Annotated in this window: 12 protein-coding genes and 1 pseudogene (1 of these 13 only partly in view); 5 read left to right on the top strand and 8 right to left on the bottom strand. The window is 61.1% G+C overall.

Going from position 1 to position 22,896, the window contains the following annotated elements:
- From TU82_RS04440 to TU82_RS04430, 3 genes are all read left to right on the top strand, one after another.
- Positions 1-3,456, top strand: a 3,456-nt coding sequence (locus tag TU82_RS04440) for an RHS repeat domain-containing protein (protein WP_057721876.1), incomplete at its 5' end; no start/stop codon positions are given.
- A 7-nt stretch (positions 3,457-3,463) separates the two neighbouring features.
- Complete coding sequence (locus TU82_RS04435; RefSeq protein ID WP_057721875.1) at positions 3,464-3,880, top strand: hypothetical protein; 417 nt, start codon at positions 3,464-3,466, stop codon at positions 3,878-3,880.
- 65 nt (positions 3,881-3,945) lie between these two features.
- Complete coding sequence (locus TU82_RS04430; RefSeq protein ID WP_057721874.1) at positions 3,946-4,362, top strand: hypothetical protein; 417 nt, start codon at positions 3,946-3,948, stop codon at positions 4,360-4,362.
- A 48-nt stretch (positions 4,363-4,410) separates the two neighbouring features.
- On the opposite strand, the gene TU82_RS04425 is transcribed toward TU82_RS04430, so the two are convergent.
- The 4 genes from TU82_RS04425 to TU82_RS04410 all read right to left on the bottom strand — a co-directional run bounded on the left by TU82_RS04425 (position 4,411) and on the right by TU82_RS04410 (position 7,500).
- Positions 4,411-5,640 carry a M20/M25/M40 family metallo-hydrolase gene (locus tag TU82_RS04425; RefSeq protein ID WP_057721873.1) on the bottom strand — a complete coding sequence of 410 codons (1,230 nt, stop codon included), beginning with the start codon at positions 5,638-5,640 and terminating at the stop codon, positions 4,411-4,413.
- 76 nt (positions 5,641-5,716) lie between these two features.
- Entirely contained in the window at positions 5,717-6,349 is a 633-nt protein-coding gene (locus tag TU82_RS04420; RefSeq protein ID WP_057721872.1) for a LysE family translocator, read from the bottom strand.
- 71 nt (positions 6,350-6,420) lie between these two features.
- Positions 6,421-7,290 carry a sugar phosphate isomerase/epimerase family protein gene (locus TU82_RS04415; RefSeq protein WP_057721871.1) on the bottom strand — a complete coding sequence of 290 codons (870 nt, stop codon included), beginning with the start codon at positions 7,288-7,290 and terminating at the stop codon, positions 6,421-6,423.
- Positions 7,291-7,317: 27 nt separating this feature from the next.
- Entirely contained in the window at positions 7,318-7,500 is a 183-nt protein-coding gene (locus TU82_RS04410; protein ID WP_057721870.1) for a rubredoxin, read from the bottom strand.
- Positions 7,501-7,658: 158 nt separating this feature from the next.
- On the opposite strand from TU82_RS04410, the gene TU82_RS04405 reads away from it, so the two are divergent.
- Positions 7,659-9,071, top strand: coding sequence for an aminotransferase-like domain-containing protein (locus TU82_RS04405; RefSeq protein ID WP_057721869.1), 1,413 nt, complete (start codon positions 7,659-7,661; stop codon positions 9,069-9,071).
- 6 nt (positions 9,072-9,077) lie between these two features.
- On the opposite strand, the pseudogene TU82_RS29385 reads toward TU82_RS04405, so the two are convergent.
- Positions 9,078-9,586: pseudogene (locus TU82_RS29385) on the bottom strand (M10 family metallopeptidase C-terminal domain-containing protein).
- A 508-nt stretch (positions 9,587-10,094) separates the two neighbouring features.
- Between TU82_RS29385 and TU82_RS04395 the strand changes: the two are divergent.
- Entirely contained in the window at positions 10,095-10,766 is a 672-nt protein-coding gene (locus TU82_RS04395) for a helix-turn-helix transcriptional regulator (protein ID WP_173667472.1), read from the top strand.
- Positions 10,767-11,076: 310 nt separating this feature from the next.
- On the opposite strand, the gene TU82_RS04390 is transcribed toward TU82_RS04395, so the two are convergent.
- From TU82_RS04390 to TU82_RS04375, 3 genes are all read right to left on the bottom strand, one after another.
- Positions 11,077-13,035, bottom strand: a complete 1,959-nt coding sequence (locus tag TU82_RS04390; protein ID WP_057721866.1) for a MacB family efflux pump subunit — start codon at positions 13,033-13,035, stop codon at positions 11,077-11,079.
- 3 nt (positions 13,036-13,038) lie between these two features.
- The gene (macA, locus tag TU82_RS04385; RefSeq protein ID WP_057721865.1) at positions 13,039-14,190 is read right to left on the bottom strand and encodes a macrolide transporter subunit MacA; all 1,152 of its coding nucleotides are present in this window, start codon (positions 14,188-14,190) and stop codon (positions 13,039-13,041) included.
- Positions 14,191-14,697: 507 nt separating this feature from the next.
- Positions 14,698-22,896, bottom strand: the 3' portion of a protein-coding gene (locus TU82_RS04375) for a non-ribosomal peptide synthetase (protein WP_057721863.1). Its footprint extends 6,273 nt past the window's final position; only the last 8,199 of its 14,472 coding nucleotides appear in the window; its start codon lies beyond the right edge, outside the window; its stop codon occupies positions 14,698-14,700.

The raw sequence follows: 22,896 nt of genomic DNA, 5'->3' as shown, positions 1-22,896 counted from the left end.
GTGGACGTGGATTGCGGGCTGGGGCTTGGCTGGAGTCATGCGCTGGCGCACAGGCTTTCTGTGTCGGGCGATTCGGTGGTGTGGACCGACCATGAGAATCGCTCGACCACCCTGCCCTTGCCGACGGTGGCTCGACCGGCGATTACCAACAGCCTGGCCGAAGCGGCGATTTATTTGGGCTCGGTTTCTGGCGAGTTGGTGCTGGCCCAGTCTTCTCGGTTCTATCACTTTTGCGACGGCGTGCTGACGGCGATCAGCGATGCGTATGACAACCGGTTGCGGATTTTCCGGGATCGGTTGGGGCGTATTGAGCGACTGGATAACGGTGCGGGGCGCTCTTTGCTCTTGCGCTACGCGCTGGGTCGGATTGTGGCGGTGGACTACCAGGTTCATCGCGCCAAAGATCATGAGCCCTTCGTTTGGGTGACTGAGCAAAATATTGTTTCCTACGCCTATGACGACGCCGGACGACTGGTATCGGCGACCAATGCCGTCGGTGAACGCGAGGTTTATCGGTACGACGAGCAGCACGTCATTCTTGAGCGGCAATTGGCCGGTGGGGCGAGTTTCTTCTGGGAATGGGAACGCGCCGGCAAGGCGGCACGCTGCGTCCGACATTGGGCCAGTTTTTCGCAGATGGACACGCGCTATGCCTGGGGCGATGACGGCAGCGTCAACGTGCACAACGCCGATGGCAGCCAGGAAGTTTACGTGCATGACCAGCGTGCGCGACTGGTACAGCGCATCGATCCCGACGGCGCCCGGCATTTCAAATCCTACGACGACAAGGGCCGACTGACCGTCGAGCAGGATCCGATGGGCGCGGTGACGGCGTATCAGTACGACGACGCCGGACGCGTGATCGCGCTGTTTCCGGGGGAGGATGAGCCGACGTCCTACGAGCATGACAACGGCTTCGTACGGGTTGTGCGGCGCGGTGAATCGGTCTGGAAATACGAGCGTAATGAGCAAGGCGATGTCATCCGCAGGATTGATCCGGACGGCAACGCGACGGATTACAGCTACGACAAGCGGGGGCAACTGACTGGGGTCTGGTATCCCGACAACAGCTGTCATCGATTGGTATGGAACGAGCGCGGGCAGCTCGTTGAAGAACAATTGCCCAACGGTGGCATCAAGCGCTATCGCTATGACGACCTGGGCCGGCAGGTTGCACGTGAGGATGAACATGGCGCGCAGACTCAGTATCAATGGGATGCCGTAGGACGCCTGCTGAAACTGACCCAACCCGACGGTACCTACCGGGAATTCAGCTACAACCCCTACGGAAAAATCATCGCCGAGCGTGATGAATTCGGCCACGTCACCCGCTACGAATACGCCGACGGCCTGCACCTGATCAGCCGTCGCATCAACGCCGACGGCACCCAGGTCAAGTACCGCTACGACAATGCCCGTCTGCTGCTGACCGCCATCGAAAACGAAGTCGGTGAAACCTATCAACTGGACTACCACCCCAACGGCCTGATCCGACAGGAAACCGGCTTCGACGGCCAGCGCACCGCCTACGCCTACGACCTCAACGGCGACCTGCTGGAAAAAACCGAACACGGCGACGACGGCAGTCAGCTGGTTACCCGCTACGAGCGCGACCACGCCAGTCGCCTCGTACGAAAAACCCTGCCCGATGGCAATACGGTCGACTACACCTACGACCGCCAGGGCAACCTCCTCAGCGTCGAAGACGGCCACTGGGCGCTGGCCTACGAGTACGACAAGCAAAACCGCCTCACTGCCGAACACCAGGGCTGGGGCACCTTGCGCTACGGCTACGACGCCTGCGGGCAACTTCAGCATTTACGCCTGCCGGACAACAACCGCGTCACCTTCAACCACGACAAGGGCGGCCATCTGGCCACCGTCGAACTCAATGGCGCACTGCTGACCTCCCACCTCTTTCATGCCGGTCGCGAACACCAACGCCAACAAGGCCAACTGCTCAGCCACTACCACTACGACGACCAGAACCGCCTGCACGCCCACGCCATCACCCAGCAGCAAAACCATCTCTACCAACGCCAATACGACTACGACAAAGCCGGCAACCTCACCCGCCTGCTCGACACCCGCAAAGGCGAACACCGTTACCGCTACGACCCGCTCCAGCGCCTGACCCGCGCCGATCATTCGCAGGATGTGCAGGAGCGCTTCGGCCACAACCCCGCCGGCAATTTACTCATGCAAGACAGGCCGGGCCCGGACATCGTGGCGGGTAATCGCCTGATGATCCAGGGCGATCATTATTACGACTACGACGCCTTCGGCAACCTGATCCGAGAGCGGCGCGGCAAAGGTCATTCACTCGTCACCGAGTACCGCTACGACTGCCAGCACCGGCTGATTGGCGTCACCAAGCCCAACGGGCAGACCGCCCGCTACCGCTATGACCCGTTTGGTCGGCGCATCAGCAAAACCATCGAAGAGAAAACCACAGAGTTTTTCTGGCAAGGCGACAAGCTCATCGCCGAACACCATGCCGACCGCCATCGCAGCTACCTCTACGAACCCGACAGCTTCCGTCCGTTGGCACTGCTGGAAGGCTTCGGGCCGGAAGACGTAAAGCCTTACTACTACCAACTCGACCACCTCGGCACACCGCAGGAACTTACCAGTCCCGAAGGCGACATCGTCTGGTCCGCCCACTACCACGCCTACGGAAAAATCAGCCGGCTCGACGTCGGCAAAATCGACAACCCGCTGCGCTTCCAAGGCCAGTACTTCGACCAGGAAAGCGGCCTGCACTACAACCGCCATCGCTACTACAATCCGGATATTGGTCGTTACCTGACGCCGGATCCGGTGAAGCTGGCGGGTGGGATCAACCCGTACCAGTACGTGCCCAATCCTACGGGATGGATTGATCCTTTAGGCCTTAATACCTGTCCGGGTAGTGATGGATGTAAATTAACAGACGGGCCAGAAATCCTATTTGGGACGGCAAGAGTTGATGAAAGACAGCCCTCAGCACCTCAACCAACCGGGGAACAGAGACGGGCAAGAATAGAGGAACTGAGTGAGGCAAATGCCAAACGACGAGTGCTTGAGCTAGAGAAAAAATATGACATGCATACTGTTGCCAGACACGGAAAAGAGATACCACACACAGCGATGCAAAAACGTTCAGTAGATGGAACAAACCCAGCGACGGGGAAAAAAGAGAAAGTTAATTCTAGCTCTCAATTCAAAAGCTGGAAAATACACCTTCACGCCCTCAATAAGGCCATTTATAAAATGCAAGGAAACAATCCATCGTATACGGGTTATGACAACTCTGGTAATCCTGTAGTAAAAATGGAACTACCAAACTCAGGACACGGATACAAGCCGAACAATAAAGACAAAAACAACCCTAAATACATAGAAAACATGAATAACGTGGAAGTAAGATTTGATAAAAATAACATAACTCGTCCATTCACCGCATTTCCGTACTGAGGTTACAATGCTGAAATCGCCATTTAGAGATACCCCTTTCACGCCCAAAATCTCTTATATTTTGGCAGCACTGTCAATATACGACCTTGAAGAAACCAAAGGCGAAGCGCTTTGGAAATACAACCCTAATAATTCTAAGGAGAGAGAAATAATCATAAGGGATTTTATTCTTAAAGAGCTTATGTATCTTACTTACAGGCATCGATTCATATTAATATCAATGCTTCAAAATGCATTAGAAAACCCTGACTTTGACTTCGCCAAAGAATTCGAAAGTGATTACGACGAATATATAACTATGGCTTGGGACGAAACCGAAATAACCGATCCCCGGGGTTTTTTCGCCGACATCTACCGGCTCGCCAACGAAGTCTGGAAAGACGACTTCCAAAAGGCCAGCCGTGAAGACCAATCAACCTGGTAAAAGACTCGCCATTCTTTCTGAAAAAAATTCTGTGGCGAGCAAGCTTGCTCAGGCTGGACCGCGAAATGTTGAAAGATCCATTCTTAAATGAGCCGTTTGATCCGAGCCTAACATGGTTTATAGGGGCATTTGATGTTTACGACCGCGAGCAAGATCTCGGCATAAAGCTCGAAAAATATGATCCCAACAATAAAGCGGACAGAGAGGAACTGATAAAACGTTACGCGTTAAGCTTGAGCTACCTTTCGTACAGGCACAAATACGTTCTCATTGAAAACTTAAAAAGCAAGCTGGATGATGAAGGTTACGACTTTCGAAACTTGTTCGAGATAAGAGAAAACGATGCCGGATCGTGGCCAAGAGCAGAATGGTATGACCTGGATGATCCGAAAAACTTTCTGAGAGATATTTATTTTCTCGCTCAAGATGCTTGGAAAGACGATCTCCAAAAAGCCAGCCGCGAAGACCAATCAACTTGGTAACCCCCCCTGTGGCGAGCGAGCAAGCCCCCTCGCCACAGGTGCATGAACTCAACGCTTGGCCAGCTCCATAATCATCCGACTCAACAAATAAACTCGAGGCACCACACTCTCCACCTCGGCGTATTCCTCGGGCGTATGAATATTGCCGCCCACGATCCCAAACCCATCCAGCGTCGGCGTTCCCACCCCGGCCGACAAGCTTGCATCCGCCGCGCCGCCGCTGCCTTCGATGGTCAGGGTCTTGCCCAACTCCCCGTAGATGCCCTGGGCAATCGCGACGAGTTTGTCCGACTCCGCCGTTTGCGGCATCGGCGGTAGCCCGCGTTGCAGGCTGGTCTTCACTTCCGTTTCGGGAATCAGTTTGTCCGCTGAAACCTGCGCCAGGTCTTTCTCGATGCGGTCGAATTCTTCCGGCAACGCCGCGCGCACGTCGGCCTTGGCGGTGGCCTGGTCGGGGATGACGTTGGTGCGGTCGCCGGCCTTGAGCACGGTGAAGTTGATGGTGGTTTTCTTTTCTTCGTCCCCCAGCTTGCCCAGTTGCAGTATCTGGTGCGCAACTTCCATGGCGGCGTTGCGCCCCAATTCGGGCGCGACGCCGGCGTGGGCGGCTTTGCCTTTGACTTCGACCACGGCGGTGGCACTGCCTTTGCGCCAGACCACCAGGCCGTCGGCTGGGCGGCCGGGTTCCAGGTTAAGGGTCACGTCGTGGCCCTTGGCGGTGGTGCGGATCAGTTCGGAAGCGGCGTCGGAGCCGGTTTCTTCACTGGCATCGAGCAGGAAGGTGATCTGCGCATAGTCCTTGAAACCCCGGTTTTTCAGGACTTTGAGCGCATAGATGCCGGCGACGATGCCACCTTTGTCGTCCATCACGCCGGGGCCATAAGCGCGGCCGTCCTTGATGTGGAACGGACGTTCGGCGGCCGAACCTTCCTTGAACACGGTGTCCATGTGCGCCATTAGCAGGATCCTGGCCTTGCCGGTGCCCTTGAGGGTGGCGACCACATGACTGTTATTGGCGGCCTTGTCCGGCACCAACTGGACACTGAAACCCAACTGTTTCAATTCATCCACGGCAATATCGCGCACTTGGGTCAGGCCTGGCTCGTAGCCGGAGCCGGAATCGATATTCACCAGGCGTTCCAGCAGTTTCAGGGCCTCGGCCTTGTACTGTTCGGCGTCCGCCTGGATCTGTTTGTGGGGTTCGGCGCTGTAGGCCGGCAGGGCGAAGGACAAGGCCAGGGTGGCGGCCAGAAGGGTACGGGGGAAGGTGAAGAGCATGAACCGATCCTTGTTTTTGTTGAAGGGGTGCCGCCACACCCTACCCCACTAAACGGACCGTAACCAAGTTCCCGCGTCAATGGGAAAACCCGCGTGCCAGCATCACCGCCACGCCGAGCAACATCACCGCCGTGATCCGCTGCAACAGCACGCGCCGCCGGGGGTTTTCCAGCACGTGCTTGATGCGCTGGCCGAAATAGCAATACAGGCAACCACTGGCAAATTGCAGCAGCAGGAAAGTCAGGCCGAGGATGGCGATATCCGCCGCCGAGCTGTGTTCACCCGCCCCGGCAAACTGCGGGAACACGGCGCTGAACATGATGATGGTCTTGGGATTGGAAAAGCCGGTCAGCAACCCCTTGCCGAACAGACTGCGCGAGCCCTCCACGGCACCGGCCTTGTCGATCGACACGCCGCTGCTGGTCCACTGCTTGTAGGCCAGGTAAAGAATGTAGGCCACGCCGACAAACTGGATGGCCTGGGTAATCGCCAGGTTGCCCTTGATCAGTTCGGAAAAGCCCACGGCAAAGATCAGGATCGAAATCAGGTACGACACACTGGCGCCGATCTGCGCCGGGATCGAACTGCGCAGGCCGTCCTTCAAGCCCAGGCTCAACAGCAGCAAGGTCATGGGGCCGGGGCTGAAGGTCATGGTGGCGCAGAACAACAGGAAGTAGAGAAACGAAGACAGCGTTAACGCACTTGTCATGGTCCGGGACCTTGAATGGAGAAAACGGCAACAAGGGGCGCACGCCAAAAGGCGCCCGCCCCTGGACGGCATCAGGCGACGGCGATTTCGGTCGTCAGGGATTCGCGGTACATCAAGGCCAGGTCGGCCAGCGCAGCCTTGGCGGTCTGGTTGCGGGTTTCAAACGCCACCAGGCCTTTCCAGTTGGTTTCGACAATGGCCTGCATCACGTCGGCGTAGTCGCAGTTGCCGTCGTGAATGCCGAAGTGCTGGTCCTGCACGCCGTTGTTGTTGCTGAAGGAAATGCCTTTGATCACGTGATGATACTTGCGCACCACGGCCGCCGGCAGGCCGTTTTCGATGTTGGCGTGGCCGGCATCGAGGAAGAAATATACGTTGTCGTGGGCCTGCAGGCGCTCGAACACAAACGCGTATTCGGCCTCATGGGTAAAGATGTAGTGGAAGGGGCGATAGTTGACGTAGTTGGACAGGTTTTCCAGGTAGATATCCGTGCCCTTGGCCGCGGCGTAAGTGGCCAGTTCCTGGACGGACTTGAGGTAATGCTCCAGCGCGACTTTCTTGGCCTTGAGCACCATTTTCGGCTCGACGATGCAGCCACCGTGAATGATCAGCGGCGCGCCCAGGCGACTGGCGATATCGATCTCTTGCTTGACATAGGCCACCGCCGCCACGCGAAACGCCTCGACGTCACTGCCCAGCGGTGCCTTGAAGTTGCCGTGGAACACCGGCTTGACGCCGCTGGCGGCGATCTGCGCCTGCAGGCTTTCGATGCGCGCATCGGTCCAGTCGTCGACCATTTCGCCGAACAGGCTGCCGTCCACATACCAGTGGGTGCACTGCCCTTCGATGGCGGCTTGCAGGCCCGGCTCCGCGGCCAGGTATTTCTGGTGGGCCACACCGGTACAGAACGGCACGGCGGGGTTGATCAATTTGCTTTCCATGGAGCGATTCCTTTCGTTGATGGAGGGTCAGGCGGGTACAGCGTCAGCGAGTTCGATGGCCATGAAATCGGCCTTGGTCACGCCGCAATCCGGGCATGTCCAGTCTTCAGGCACCTCTTCCCAAGGGGTGCCGGCGGGTATTCCGTCCTCCGGAATGCCTAATTCTTCCACGTACATAAAACCGCAGGGCGCACACATATAAGTCTTCATGAGAATGCAGAATCCATTGCTCGCGTATAGGAAATTTCGCCAACTCCTGGCGAGATGGCGCGCAGTCTAGGGGAATGGCATTGCGCCAGGCAGGTAAAGTGAGGCCTAATCCGGCCTGACTTCACCGGTAAAAATACCGGCAAACCCAAGGATGTTTCATGTTGGTATCCGCCATCGCCTTTGTGGAAGGCACACCCAAGGTTCAGCAGATCGTGGAGGCTTTCAGCCAGGCCATCGAGGCCGGTGAATGGGCGCCCGGCAGCAAGTTGCCGTCGGTGCGCGAGTTGACCGCAATTCTCGGTGTCAGCAAGTTCACCCTCAATGAGGCCCTGGACCGTCTGCGCGGGCGCAACCTGCTGACCTCCAGCCAGGGCCGTGGCTATTTCGTGGCGATGGACAGCGCGCGACCGGCGCCGGTGACCTGGGTCGACCTGCTGCCCCAGGACCTGCTCAGCGTGTTGCGCCGCCCCCTGGTCACCGCCAGTGGCGAGCTGCGCCCCGGTGGCGGGCACTTGCCGGAGGACTGGCTGAACGGCGAAGCGATCCGCCAGACCATGCGCAGCGTGGTGCGCGCGCCGTCGCTGCGCATCGCCGGGCTCGGCACGCCGGCCGGGCTGTTGCCGTTGCGCCAGGCGCTGCAACACAAACTCCACGGCGAAGGCCTGTCGGTGCCGGTGGACCAGATCATCACCACACCCAACACCGTGCAGGGCCTGGACATGCTCATGCGCCTGCTGGTGCGGCCCGGCGACACGGTGCTGCTGGACGCGCCGTGCTATTTCAACTTCCACGCCAACCTGGCACTGCATGGCGTCAAGGTGGTGACGCTCGAGCGCCGCCCCGACGGCTTCGACTTCACCGCCCTTCAACACCTGCTGGCCGAACACCGGCCCAGCCTGTACCTGACCACCAGCGTGTTGCATAACCCGACGGGCCATTCCTTCAGCCCCAGCCAGGCGTTTCGCCTGCTGCAACTGACCCAGCAGTACCACTGCCATATCGTCGAGGATGATCTCTACGGCGACCTGCACCCCAACCCGCCGCCGCGCCTGGCCGCCGTCGCCGGGCTGGATCAGGTCACCTACCTGTCGGGGTTCTCGAAGATCCTCAGCGCCAACACCCGCGTCAGCTACGTGGTGGCCGCGCCGCAACTGGCCGCCAACCTGACCAATATGAAGTTGATGAGCGGCGGCGTGACTTCGGAGCTGTTCGAGCAGATCGTGTACCGCATGCTCAGTGAAGGCAGCTATGCCAAGCACCGCAAGCGCATGGTCCAGCGCCTGATGGAAGCCGGCGGGCGCGTCGAGCAATGGCTCAAGCGCTGCGGCTGCGAACTGCCGATGGCCTTCGAAGGCGGCATGTTCATCTGGGCGCGCCTGCCGCCGGGCGTCAACGGCGAACTGCTGGCCCAGGAGGCCTTGAAGCGCAGCATGGTGCTGGCGCCCGGCACGCTGTTCGGCTACGACCCGGCGCACCGGGACTTGATGCGCTTCAATGTGGCCCACAGTGATGAGCCACGGGCGCAACGGGTGTTCGAGGCGCTGTTGCGGCACCGGGTTGCCCAGGCATGAAAAGCCTCAACTGACGATATCACTGCGCTGCAATTGGCCTTCTACGACAAGCACGAAGTTCGGCTCATTCGGTGTAGCGCAGATTTCCAGGCTACTCATTTTCAGCACTGGGTTGTAAGTCAACATGGCTTCACCCATGGTGCCGGAGAATGCGTCGACGAAGGTCAGTTGCGCAATGTCCAGCGAGGCCCTGATGCCCTACACATCGACCCTGTCTTCACCGCTGACAACGTCCATGATGCGGTCGGGCGCGACCTGGGGCGAGTCGCTGATCCGCCCGTAAGCGAACAGGTCCTTGCCGTTGCCGCCCCACAACATGTCCGCCCCCTGCGCGCCATACAGCCAGTCATTGCCCTCGCCGCCCTTGAGTTCGTTGGCCACCTCGTTACCCACCATCAAGTCGTTACCGGAGCCGCCGATGGCATTTTCGATTGTCACGCCATAGGCATCGAAATATTGCCCTTGAGGCCGCCGACATCAGAGAAGGTCCCCTCCGGCAGGCTGATTCGCTGCACCTGCGTGTAGCCGGAAAGGTCCAGGGTGTCATTGCCGCCACCGTCCCTTCTTCAGGTAACTTGGACGGCAGGCCGTTATGGCGGATTTCGCCGCCGCGATCATCTCGGTGCCCAAACGCTTCGATAAGCTGCAGCGCATCACTGGGGCGTGAAGCAACAGTCGTCATACGGGAATCCTATCTGGCTGGAGCCTTATCTTGGGCGTTGCAGATCCGACACGATGTACGTTACGTACGAATGCTCGATAGCCGCTTACGCAAGCGCGCTGGGGCATCAACCGCCGAAGCCGTAGGCGACGTCTTTACGCCGGCGTCGAAATCACACGCCATGGTCGTTATGCGCTTTTAATCTGTTTTTTTAACGATTGGATCCCCACCCTTTAGTCAGGCTGTACTAGCATACGTCTCGGCGGGCAGCACTATCACTGCAGGTTATTCGCATTGGCTAGCCTCTTAACCCCCGCCGCTATAAGGCCGGATACCTGCACCCGAAACTCATGGACGAATTGATGAACTCACACCTGTTCCCACATATAGGCAAGGTCATCGCCAGCACCGGCAGTCGCCACTTCCCACGTATGCTGCATGACCTGATCCTCACCCAACTGGCAGTGGACGCCACGCACATCACACAATTGCGAGTGAACGCCGCCGGCCACAGCCGCCGCCGGATCAGCCCGGTCTATACCGATTCGACCGTGGCGCTGGGCGAAGAACAACCGGCCGCCCAACTGCACCTCACCCGCCGTAAGGACGATGTGCGGTATGTGTTGTCGGTGTACCGCTCGCACCCATCCGAAAACTTCTCCGCCCAGGAACTCAGCATGCTGCAGGACTTCTCCACGCTGCTGCTGCCCATGGTGGAAAACCACATCAGCGCGATCCAGCCATGCCCCCCTGGCAATACGCCGCAGCAACCGCAGAACCAAGGCATCGAGACCTTGCGCCGACGCATTCAGGAGCGGCTGGTGCAATCGGGGCTGACCCTGTCCAACCGTGAACTGGAAGTGTGCGTGGGCCTGCTGGCCGGGCGTACCGCGCCGGAGTTGGCCGAACAATTGGCGCTGAAGGTCAACACCATCGAGAGCTACCTCAAACGCGCGGCGATCAAGTTGGGGATCAGCGGGCGGCACTCGTTGTTACGGTGGATGTATGCCACCGAAGACAGCACGAGTTTCTAAGCCGACACTGGTCAACATGTGGGAGGGGGCTTGCTCCCGATAGCGGTGTGTCAGCTTGCCTATGCATTGACTGACATACTGCCATCGGGGGCAAGCCCCCTCCCACAGTAAATTGCGGTACGGCACCGGACCTGTGTCGAAGCCGCTGACAGCCTCGCAACCGACGGCTATCTGCCTGATGCCCTGCGGTCCAAATGTGGGAGGGGGCTTGCCCCCGATAGCGGTGTGTCAGCTTGCCTATGCATTGACTGACATACTGCCATCGGGGGCAAGCCCCCTCCCACATTTGATCTCCAGCGACCTGAAGGAATCAATCGCGGGCCAGTGCCTCGATCGGGTCCAGCCGCGCCGCATTGCGCGCCGGCACGAAGCCGAACACGATGCCGATCAGCGTCGAGCAGGCAAACGCGGTGATGATCGAGCCCAGGGAAAACACCATTTCCCACTCCTTCACGAACAGCGAGAACAAGTAGCCGATGGCATAGGACAGCGAGATGCCGATAATCCCGCCGATCAAACACACCATCACCGCCTCCACCAGAAACTGCTGGCGAATATCCGATTGCCGCGCCCCTACCGCCATGCGAATGCCAATCTCGCGGGTGCGTTCGGTGACCGACACCAGCATGATATTCATCACCCCGATGCCGCCCACCAGCAATGAAATCACCGCAATCAAGGACAACAGCAGCGCCAGCGAGCGGCTGGTTTTCTGTACCGTCTGCATGATGCTGTCGAGGTTGTTGGTAAAGAAATCCTTGGTGCCGTGGCGTTGCAGCATCAGCTTATTGACGTTGTCTTCCACCACCTTGCTCGGCTGGCCGTCCTTGATGCGCACGGTGATGCTGTCCAGATGGCGCTGGCCTAACAGGCGCCCCGCCGCCGTCTCATACGGTACCCACACGTTCAGCACCTTGCTGGCGGCGAACAGGTTCTTGTTGTCCGCCGTCACCCCGATCACCGTGCACGGCAGGTTGCCCACCAGAATAACCTGGCCCAGTGGGTCGACGTTCGGCCCGAACAGGCGATGCCGGGTGTTGTGGTCGATCACCACCACCTGCGCCTGACGCCGTGCATCGCTTTCACTGAAGGCGATACCGGCTTCAAGCTTTACGCCCTTGACCTTGAAATAGCGGTCACTGACGCCGTTGACCTGGGCGTCCACATCGATATTGCCAAAGCGCAGCAACAGGTTGCGCCCCACCACCGGGGTGGCGCTGTCGACGTAATACAGCTGGTTCAACGCGTCCACATCCGACGGCATCAGGGTCTCGATGGCCGAGGCGCGACTGTCACCGAAACTGGTGCCGGAAAAGATATCGATGGTATTGCTGCCGATGGCCTGGATGTCCTTGAGCACATAACGCTTGGCGCCCTCGCCGATGGCCGAGATCGACACCACCGAGGTGATGCCGATGACGATGCCGAGCATGGTCAGCAAGGTGCGCATGCGATGGGAAATCAGCGCGACCCAGGCCATGTTGAATGCCTCCTTGAACAACCCCAGGCTCGCCACCAGACGTCGCGCGCCGCTGCGCCGGGGCTCGATCGGCGCTTCGTGGGGCAGATCCGGATCGACACGTTCGTTGGCCTTGTCGCTGACGATCTCGCCGTCGCACACCTCGACGATACGCTGGGCATTGGCCGCCACCTTGGGGTCGTGGGTGACGATGATCACCGTGTGCCCGGCCGCGTGCAGCTCGGCGAGGATGCGCATCACCTCCTTGCCGCTGTGGGTGTCGAGGGCACCGGTGGGCTCGTCGGCAAGGATCACTTCACCGCCATTCATCAAGGCCCGGGCGATACTGACACGCTGCTGCTGCCCACCGGACAACTGGCTCGGCCGATGGGTGACATGCCCCGACAGGCCCAACCGCGCAAGCAACTCCCGCGCGCGACTGTGGCGCTGGCTTTCCGGGATACCGGCGTAGATCGCCGGCATTTCTACGTTGTGCAACGCACTCAGGTGCGCCAACAGGTGGTAGCGCTGGAAGATAAACCCGAAGTAGTCGCGGCGCAGTTCCGCCAGTTGCTCATCGCCCAGGGAGCGGGTTTCGATGCCATTGATCCTGTAGCTGCCGGCGGTAGCGTAATCCAGGCCGCCGAGGATGTTCATCAGCGTCGATTTACCCGAGCCCGAGGCGCCGATGATCGCCAGCATCTCACCGGCGTGAATGGTCAGGTCGATGCCCTTGAGGGCGATGAATTCACGCTCGCCGGCCATGAAACTGCGGGTGATGCCCTTGAGCTCCAGCAGAGGTTGGCTCATGACTCAGCTCCCCGCCACGGCAGGCGAGGCGTCGCCGATCACCACCTTGTCGCCCTCGACCAGGCCGTCGAGGATCTGCACCTTGACATTATTGTTGATGCCGGTCTTCACCTCACGCACCTGCGCCTTGCCCTTGGCATCCAGCACACGCACTGCATAGCCGCCCTCGGCATTGCGCGCGCCCAACGCCGCCACCGGCATCATCAGCGCGGCGTCGGCGGTGTCGAGCACGATGCGCACCTGGGCGGTCATGGCAATGCGCAGGCGGTGGTCGGGATTGGGCACGTCGAACAGCGCGTTATAGAACACCGCCGTATTCTGCTTGGGCGTGCCGGCGGTCTGGGTTTCCAGGAAATTCTGCGGTGCTGGTTCAGTACCACGCAGCTTGGCGTAATAGCGCTTGTCGGCCTCACCGAGAATGGTGAAATACACCTGCTGGCCGGGGCTGATATGAATCACATCCGCTTCAGACACCTGGGCCTTGACGGTCATGGTGTCCAGATCGGCCAGCTTGAGCAGTACCGGCGCCAACTGGTTGGCGATGACCGTCTGGCCTTCCTGGGTGACGATGCCCACCACATCGCCGTCGATGGGCGCATTGATACGGGTGTAGGCCAGGTTGACCTTGGCGGTATCGATTTGGATATGCGCGCTCTTGATCTGCGCATCCAGCGACAGCAGATTGGCCTGCTGCACCTGGAAGGTCGACTCAGCGTCTTCGAAATCCTGGCGCGACACCGACTCATCGGCCTGCAAGCCCTTGTAGCGCTCATACACCGACCTGGCCTGCTTGACCTGCGCCGCCGTGGCGCGGCGTTGAGCCTGCAGATTCTCCTCGTCGACCTGGGCCTTGCGCAGCGTGTTCTGCAGAATCAGCGGATCGATTTCAGCCAGCCACTGGCCTTTCTTGACCTTGTCACCGACCTTGACCTTGAGCGACTTCAACTGACCGGAAACCTGCGCGCCCACATCGACCTGCTTGACCCCCTCCAGCAGGCCTGTGGCGAGAACGGCGTTTTCGATATCGCCGCGCTCGACCGTGGCGGTGAGGTACTGGGGCGCATCGGCAGGCGCCTTGACGGTGTAAATGATCAAGCCGATGGCAACCGCCAGCACTGCGAATATACCGATTTTGCGTAACTTAGACGTTTGCATAAATGACCATAAAATTGGGCTTTTTGATTGAGCACGGGAATCCAAACGCTAACCACGATGCGCAGCGAGTCGTTCTTGATCTTGATCTGGCTTTTGATCTTAGGCGCCCCGTTAAACCACGCTGGCCGAACGCAGGCTTGAATCCGTGGGTAACCCGGCAGGACGCCGGGTTAGCCGCACTGGGCCATGGATGGCCCATTGCGGCGGCCCACGGATTCAAGCCTTCGTTCGGGCACGCCGAGCCTGAGCGAGGCGCCGAGTGGTGGGGCAAGAGCGTTTTGCTTACTTTTGCGCTTTTCAAAAGTGAGCCGCTGTAAGAGCGGAACCCTAAGTGGCCGTTACCGCAGAAACGGATATGTACTCGGTCTGATCCAAAATCCTGGTCGGCCCTGAGGCCGCCATCGGGGGCAAGCCCCCTCCCACATTTGGACCGAGGTGTGCCAGATGGGTAACCGTTGGCTGACAGGCCGACATCAGGAACAAGCCCCTTCCCACCTTTGGCGGCCATCAAGACACCACCTCCCCAACCCCAACCCCCTCAACCCACCACCTGGCCAACGCCGAAACATTCGGCGCCTTGAGCAAAGTGAAGTGATTGCCCCCGCCATACCAAACCTGCAACCCACGCCCCTGCCCCCGCCACCCCTCGATCATCAACCCCTGCTCACGCTGATTGCCCGCCGCATCCAGCGCCGGGTCTCGCGCCAGCACCAGGCGCACCACCCCGTCGTACCGCGCCTGCGGCCGATACACCGTACGCAACGCCGCCGCATAAGTCCGCGCCGGGCCAACCATCGCATCCCCGGCAGACCGCGCCGGCAACAAACCAACCCCGACCATCCCGGCATGCAACGCCTGGCGCTGCGCCACCTCATCACTCGCGGCAAAATCCAGCGGATCGATTCCCAGGGATCTCCCGGCCGCCAACTGCATCGCCTCGATCAACCGCAACAACGCCGCCGTCGACGTATACGTCCGCCCCACCCCGCCATTACCCCCCGGCGACTCACTGTCGATCACCGTCAACGACGCCACCTCGCGGCCCATCGCCTGCAAGCGCAGCGCCATTTCCAGCGCCACCCAGCCGCCAAACGAATGCCCGACCAGATGCACCGGCCCTGCCGGGCACTCCTGAATCAGCGCCGCCAGATAACACTGCGCCGCCGCTTCCACCTGGCTGTGCGGCACCGCTTCACCGTCCAGCCCACGCGGCTGCAAGCCATACAACGGCCAGTCCCGCCCCAGCGCCTCGCTCAAGCCGACAAAGCCGGTCACGCTGTCGCCCGCCCCCGGTACACAGAACACTGGCGCATGCCCAGTCTTGCCGCCCTGGATACGCAGCACGGGCTGATGCGCCGCTTCCATCACCGGTAACGACTCGGCCAACGCTTGGGCCATCGCCGCACCCAGGCTGCGGATATGCGGCGCCTGCATCATGCTCTGGTGATTGCCGGGCACCTCGATCTGGCGCAGTTGCCCGGATGCCAGCGCGTCCTCCCAGCCCAACGACTCACTGCGCCGCGACAGTTCGGTCGGCCGCTCCTGGGCGCTGAACAGATGCACCGCAATCGGCAGCGGGAACAGGCTGTAATGCGCCAGCGCATGCCCGTGCCCGACTTCGCGCTCGATGAAACTGATCAAGTCGGCGTCCGCGGCCGCCGCCATTTGCGGGTATAGCAAACCTTCATCGCGACAACATTGCAGCAGGCCCGCAAGGTCCAGCTGTTGAGTGTCTGCTTCCAGCTGCGCCAATCTCGCCACTTCATGCACGCCTCCTTGTACGGTCCAATGGGCCGTGCACTGCAGCAGCAAATGCCGCTTGAGCGCCTGCGGCCCTTCCCAGCGTGCCTTGCCCTGATCGGTCATGCGCGGCACGAAGGTGTCGATCAAGCCAAGGAACGCGACGGTTTCGTCCAGCCCCAACAGTTGCATGGCCACTTCATAGGCAAGCACCCCGCCGAACGACCATCCCGCCACACGATAGGGTCCGTGCGGCTGGATCTCGCGAATCAGGCCGACCAGGCGCGCCGCCAAGCCCTCCATGGTGTTCAGGTGCGACTCGCCCAGCGCCAGGCCCGGCAGACCATAGATCGGGTAATCACCCGGCAGGTGCTGACCCAGCGCCGGGAAATACACGTCCATGCCGCTGAACTCGTGCACCAGGAACAATGCCGGCTCGGCACCGCTGCTGCGCACGGTCACCACCGTGGTGCTGCGCGCTGCCTGCTCGTCACGCTCGCGCAGCATCGAGGCCACGTTCGCCACGCTGACATGCTCAAAGAGCTCGGCCAGGCTGACTTGCAGACCCGCCTCTTCCATCAGGCCGACCAGGCGAATGGCAAGCAAAGAATGACCGCCCAGTTCGAAGAAACTGTCATCGCGACCGACCTGCTCAAGCTTGAGCACGTCGGCCCATAGCTGAGCCAGCTTATATTCCACTGCATCGCGAGGCGGTTCGAACACGCGGCCAGCCAGGGCTTGCAGCGCTGGGACCGGCAAGGCTTTACGGTCGATCTTGCCATTGGCCGTCAGCGGTAACCGCTCCAGTGGCACGTAAGCTGACGGCACCATGTAGTCCGGAAGTTGCTCTTGCAGGTGGGCACGCAGGCTGTCGATGCCGACCGGCTCTGACGCCCAGGTGAAATAGGCCGCCAGGCGTTTGTCGCCCGGGGCGTCTTCACGCGCCAGCACCACCGCCTCCTGAATGGCGGCGTGGGTGGCCAGGCGTGCTTCAATCTCGCCCAGCTCGATACGAAAACCGCGAATCTTCACCTGGTCATCGTTGCGACCCACGCACTCCAGCAAGCCGTCCGCGTTCCAGCGACCCAGGTCGCCGGTGCGGTACATCAGGGCGTCGGGCTTGAAGGGGTCCTGCACAAACTGTTCGGCGCTCAATTGCGCACGATTCAGATAGCCCAAGGCCACGCCGTCGCCACCAATGCAGATTTCACCGGTCACGCCCACCGGCACCGGCTGCAACTGCGCATCCAGCACATACACCTGAGTATTGGATATAGGTCGCCCGATCGGCACGCTGTCCGTGTTGTCGGCGAGTGCGCGCACCTCATGGGTGGTCGCGTAAGTGGTGGTTTCCGTCGGCCCGTAGCAATGCACCAGGCGCAGTGCCGGTGCCCGCGCCAACAAACTGCGGAACGCTGCCGGATCAGCGCGCTCGCCGCCGCACAGGAGGATGCGCAACCCCGCCAGCGCATCGGGTATCAGTTGCACGTACTGATTGAACAGCGCCGTGGTGACGAACAGTATCGTCGCCCCTTCCAATGCAGCGCCAAACGCCAGCGGATCGAGCAAAATGGCGTGATCAATGACCTGCACCTGCCCGCCGTTGAGCAATGCTCCCCACACATCCATCGTGCTCGCGTCAAAGGCCGGGTTGGAGGCGAATGCCACACGATCACCCGCGTTGAAATCCGCATAGCCGTTGTTGATCACAAGCCGGGTGATGCCACGATGAGGCACCACTACGCCCTTCGGCGTGCCGGTGGACCCGGAGGTGTACATGAGGTAGGCCACGCTGTCCGACGATTGCGACAGGTCGGGGTTGTGGTCAGGTTGCGCATCGAGGGTCAGCGTATCGAGGTCCAGGCGTTGAGCCGGGTAATCAACGGCTATATCGCTGCGGGTCAACAGCCGCACCGCGCCGCTGTCCTGCAGCATGAAAGCCTGGCGCTCGGCGGGGGCGTTGATATCCAGCGGCACGTAGGCGGCGGCGCATTTCAACACGGCCAGTTGGCCGACTATCAAGTCCACGCCGCGTGGCAGCAGAATCGCCACACTGTCCCCGGCGCGCACGCCGAGCCCGAGCAGGTGATGGGCCAGGCGGTTGGCGCGAATGTTCAGGTCAACGTAACTCACGCGCTGCTCGCCATGCACCACCGCCAACGCAGCGGGACGGGCCCCGGCCTGGGCCTCGAACAGGCGTTGCACCGTGTGCGCGCGGGGGAATTCGCGGGCGGTAGCGTTGAAGTCCTCGATCAATTGTCGACGTTCGTGAGCCGGCAGGATCGACACAGCGCTGATGGCGCTGTCGACGGTGTCCTCCAACGCCGTCACCATCTGTTCAAGCGCCGTGGCCAGGTAAGCGCAAAGACGCCGCGCGCCCTGCCCCGCGGCGCTCAGGCTGAAACTGTCGCCCAGGTCGTCCACGCTCATCGACAGGCCGTAGCTGGAGCGCTCCTCGCCCTCGAGCAAATAGATACCCTGCCATGCCTTTGCTGCATCGTCATTTGGCGCGCCGGGCACCTCGGCACTGTGACGATAGTTGAACAGCACGTTGAACAACGGCGTACCCGTCGGCACGCTGCTGCAACGTTGCGCCAGCGCCAGGGGCGCGTGTTCATGCTTGAGCAACTGCGCCAGGCGCGCATGGGTGTCGCGCAGCGCACCGCGCACCGAGTGTTCACCCAGGTCGACGCGCAGCGGCAAGGTATTGATAAAGACGCCCATGGCCCGTTCGGCCCCTTCGCCGCCCTGCAGGCGGCCCAGCATCACGGTGCCGAACACCACCGACTCGCGCACGGCCACCTTGCCCATGACCAGGGCCCAGGCCAGGTGCATGACGCTGGCAGCGCTCACGCCGGCCCGACGCGCCTGAGTACGCAGACGCTGGCTCAGCGCAAGGTCGAGCAGGCTTTGCACCTGTTCAATCGGGCCCAGCTCACACAGGCAGGTCGGCTCATCAACTTGGGCGAGCATGTCGCGAAAGAACGCTTCATGCTCTTGGTCGGTGATGCCCAGGCGGGTCTGGGCAACGTAATTGCGATACGGCACCGGTGCGCTGAGCGCATCGCCTTTGCCGCACAGAAATGCCTGCAGGTCATGCTTGAGGATGCCCAGGGTCACATGGTCCATCACCAAGTGATGAAACAGCAAGGTGGCGACCACGCGCTGCGCTTCCTCGGTGTAGACCAGGCGCATCACCGGTGCCTGAGCCGGGTCCAGGCGCTGCGGCAACGGCCCTTTCTCAACACGCAGGGACGCCTCACGCCACACCACTTGCATCGGCTCTTGCAAGCCGTCCCAATGGAACGAGGAACGCAGGATGTCATGACGCCGGATCACCGCCTGCAACGCCTCGGCAAACGCGTGCAAGCGTGCCGTGCTGTCGAAGGCAAAGTGCGCCTGCAGCACATACACGTCATCCTCCTGCACCGCGCGGTGGTGATAAAGAATCCCCTGCTGCAACGGGGCCAGCGGGTAGATATCCTGCACGTTCGCAGCCCCGCCGGGGATGGCGGCAACAAGCCGGTCGATGGCCGGCTGATCCAGGCGCGCCAGCGTCAGCATGGACGGCGTGATGGCGTCGCAACCAGCAGCGATGCCATTGGCCGGTACGGCCACTTCCCGGCTGCCGCCCAGGGTCGCCGCCAGGGCCGCCAACGTCGGCTGGCTGAACAGCACGTTCATGTCCGCCGACAACCCGAGGCGCCGCAGGCGCCCCATCAGGCTCACGGCCATCAACGAATGCCCGCCCAGCTCGAAGAAATTATCCTGGCGCCCTATGCGCTCCACCCCCAGCAACTCGGCCCATACGCTGGCCAAAGCGATTTCGGTATCGCCCTCTGGCGCTTCGTAGTCGCGCACGCTCATTGACTCCACGCCCGGCGCAGGCAGTGCCTTGCGATCGAGCTTGCCGTTGGGGCTCAGCGGCAGTGCGTCCAGGTGTACAAACACAGCGGGCACCATGAACGCCGGAAGCTGTTGCGCCACATGACTGCGCAGCGCATTGATGTCGCAAGCGTCGCCGGTGTAGTAAGCGATCAGGCGTTGCTCACGGGCCACCACCACCGCTTCGTTGACCGCGGGATGCTCGATCAGTCGTGCCTGGATTTCCCCCAGTTCGATACGCAAGCCATGAATTTTCACCTGGTCGTCATTGCGACCCAGGTATTGGAGTGTGCCGTCGGGCAGATAGCGGCCGACATCACCGGTGCGGTACACGCGTCCCTGGGTAAACGGGTCATCGAGGAAGCGCTCGGCCGTCAGCTCAGGACGGTTCAAATAGCCCCGCGCCACTTGTACGCCGCCAATGAACAACTCGCCCACCACGCCCAGGGGCACCGGCTGCATCTGCGAGTCCAGCACGTACATGCGGGTATTGGCGATCGGTTTGCCGATGGGCGTGTTGTCCGGCACGTCGCAAGGCAGGCAGGACCACGCCGTCACATCCACCGCCGCTTCAGTCGGACCGTACAGGTTATACAGGTTGACGCCCGGCAGTTGCTGCTTGAAGCGCCGCACCAGGCTGCCTGGCAGCGCTTCACCGCTGCACATCACGCGTTGCAGGCCCGCTACCTGGCTGACATCGCCATAGGCAAGGAAGACATCGAGCATTGACGGCACAAAGTGCAGCGTCGTGATCGCCTCGGCTTCGATGACCTCGCACAGGTAAGCGGGGTCCTTGTGACCGCCGGGACGCGCCATTACCAGTCGAGCACCGGTGGACAACGGCCAGAAGAATTCCCACACCGATACGTCAAAGCTGAACGGGGTTTTCTGCAGGACCGCGTCGTCGCGGGTCAATCCGTATTCGTCCTGCATCCACAGCAGACGGTTGACCACCCCGCCGTGATCGTTGATCACCCCCTTGGGCTGGCCGGTGGAGCCTGAGGTGTAGATCACGTAAGCACTTGTACCGCGTACAGCCGGGTTGTCGTGCGGCTGGTGCTGCCAGCACGGCTGGTCCAGTTCAAGCACCGGCACCTCGCCCAGCAAACCACGCGTAGCGACCTGGGCGAGCACCACCTGCGGTGCACTGTCTTGCAGCATGTAGGCGATCCGCTCCTGGGGATACGCCGGATCCAGCGGCACATAGGCCGCGCCGGCCTTGAGCACCGCATACAGGGCGATAACCATGTCCAGGCCACGCTCTGCGCAGACGGCCACCCGTGCATCCGGCTGCACACCGAGCGCCAGCAGGTGATGGGCCAATTGGTTGGCCCGGGTATTGAGTTCGGCGTAGGTCAATTGCTGCGTGCCGGCCTTGAGCGCAATCGCATCCGGCGTGCGTACAACCTGCGCTTCGAACAGGCCGTGCAGGGTCTGGTCGAGGTTGTAGTCGACTGCCGTAGCGTTGAAGTCAAACAGCAGCTGCTGACGTTCGCGCGCGCCCAGCAACGGCGCGTGCTCCAGCACCGCCTGGTCGTCTTCGACCATCGCCTGCAACAGACACATCAGATAGCCGACGTAACGCTGCACGGTCGCCTCATCGAACAAGGCCACCGCGTATTCCAGAGTGCCCAGAATGCAACCTTCGACTTCACCCAGGCTCAACGCCAGATCGAACTTGGCAAAGTGACTATTCTCCACGATCGCTTCCAGCGTCAGGTCGCCGAGGGCCAGCGCCGGTGCACTGCTGTCCTGCCAGGTCAGCAGCACCTGGAATATCGGGCTATGGGCCAGGCTGCGCAGCGGCCGGAGGATCTCCACGACTTTTTCGAACGGCAGGTCCTGGTGAGACTGAGCGGCCAGTGTCACCGCCTTGACCCGCGCCAGCAGTGCCTCGGTGCTCAGTTCGCCGCAGGTATCGATGCGCACGGCAAGGGTGTTGACGAACAAGCCAATCAGCCCCTCCACCTCACTGCGGGCCCGGTTGGCCACCGGCGAGCCGATCACCAGGTCGTGCTGACCGGACAAGCGTGCAAGCAGTGACGCCCAGGCGCTCATCACGGTCATGTACAGCGTCACCCCGTGCCTCTGGCTCAACGCCTTGAGCCCGGCGGTCAGAAGTTCATCCAGGCGCACCTGGACCGTATCGCCGGCATAGCTCTGCTGCGCCGGGCGGGGGCGATCGGTAGGCAGGGACAGCAACGGCGGCGCGCCAGCCAGGGTTTGCTGCCAGTAAGCGCTTTGGCGGTTCAGGACCTCGCCACTCAGCCAGCGCCGTTGCCACACGGCAAAATCGGCGTACTGGATCGGCAGTGGCGGCAACGGGTCGGGCAGGCCATGACTGAAGGCCTGATACAGCGCCATCAGCTCCCGGGTGAGCACGCCCATGGACCAGCCATCAGAGACGATATGGTGCAGGGTCAGCAACAGCACATGGTGATCGTCGGCCATTGCCACCAGGCGTCCACGTATCAGCGGACCCTGTTCCAGGTCGAACGGAGCCGAGGCTTCGCCGTGAATCAATGCGTCCAAGGCCTGCTGAGGATGGGAGTGACGCCGCAGGTTCTGCAGTTGCAGCGGCAACACCTCTTCAGGCGGTGCAATCAGCACCCGGGCGTCGTCACCCTGCTGGGCAAAGCGGCTGCGCAGGGTTTCATGTCGCGCAACGATACGTGCCAAGGCGCGTTGCAGCGCCTGCACATGCAATTGCCCGCGCAGTCGCAAGCCGATGGGAATGTTATAGGCGGTATTGGCGCCTTCCATCAACGCCAGGAACCACAGACGTTGCTGGGCGAACGACAACGGGACGTGTTCCTCGCGACTGGCCGGCAGAATATCCGGCAAAGTGCTGCGACCGGACTGGGCCAGTACGGCGGCGACGGCGCTGAGCTCGGCATTGGCGAAAAAATCGCTCAGCAGCAGCTCTATGCCCAGGCGCTGACGCACCTGGGACACCATGCGCATGGCCAACAGCGAGTGACCGCCGAGCTCGAAAAAGTTGTCGCGCCGGCCTACTTGCGCCACCTGCAACACATCGGTCCAAATCTGCGCGAGCACGCTTTCAAGCTCACCCTCGGGCGC

Source organism: Pseudomonas orientalis, from assembly GCF_001439815.1.
In the GTDB taxonomy this organism is placed as follows: domain Bacteria; phylum Pseudomonadota; class Gammaproteobacteria; order Pseudomonadales; family Pseudomonadaceae; genus Aquipseudomonas; species Aquipseudomonas orientalis.
The sequence above is the reverse complement of the archived record's forward strand: the minus strand, read 5'-3'. Positions and strand labels throughout refer to the sequence as shown.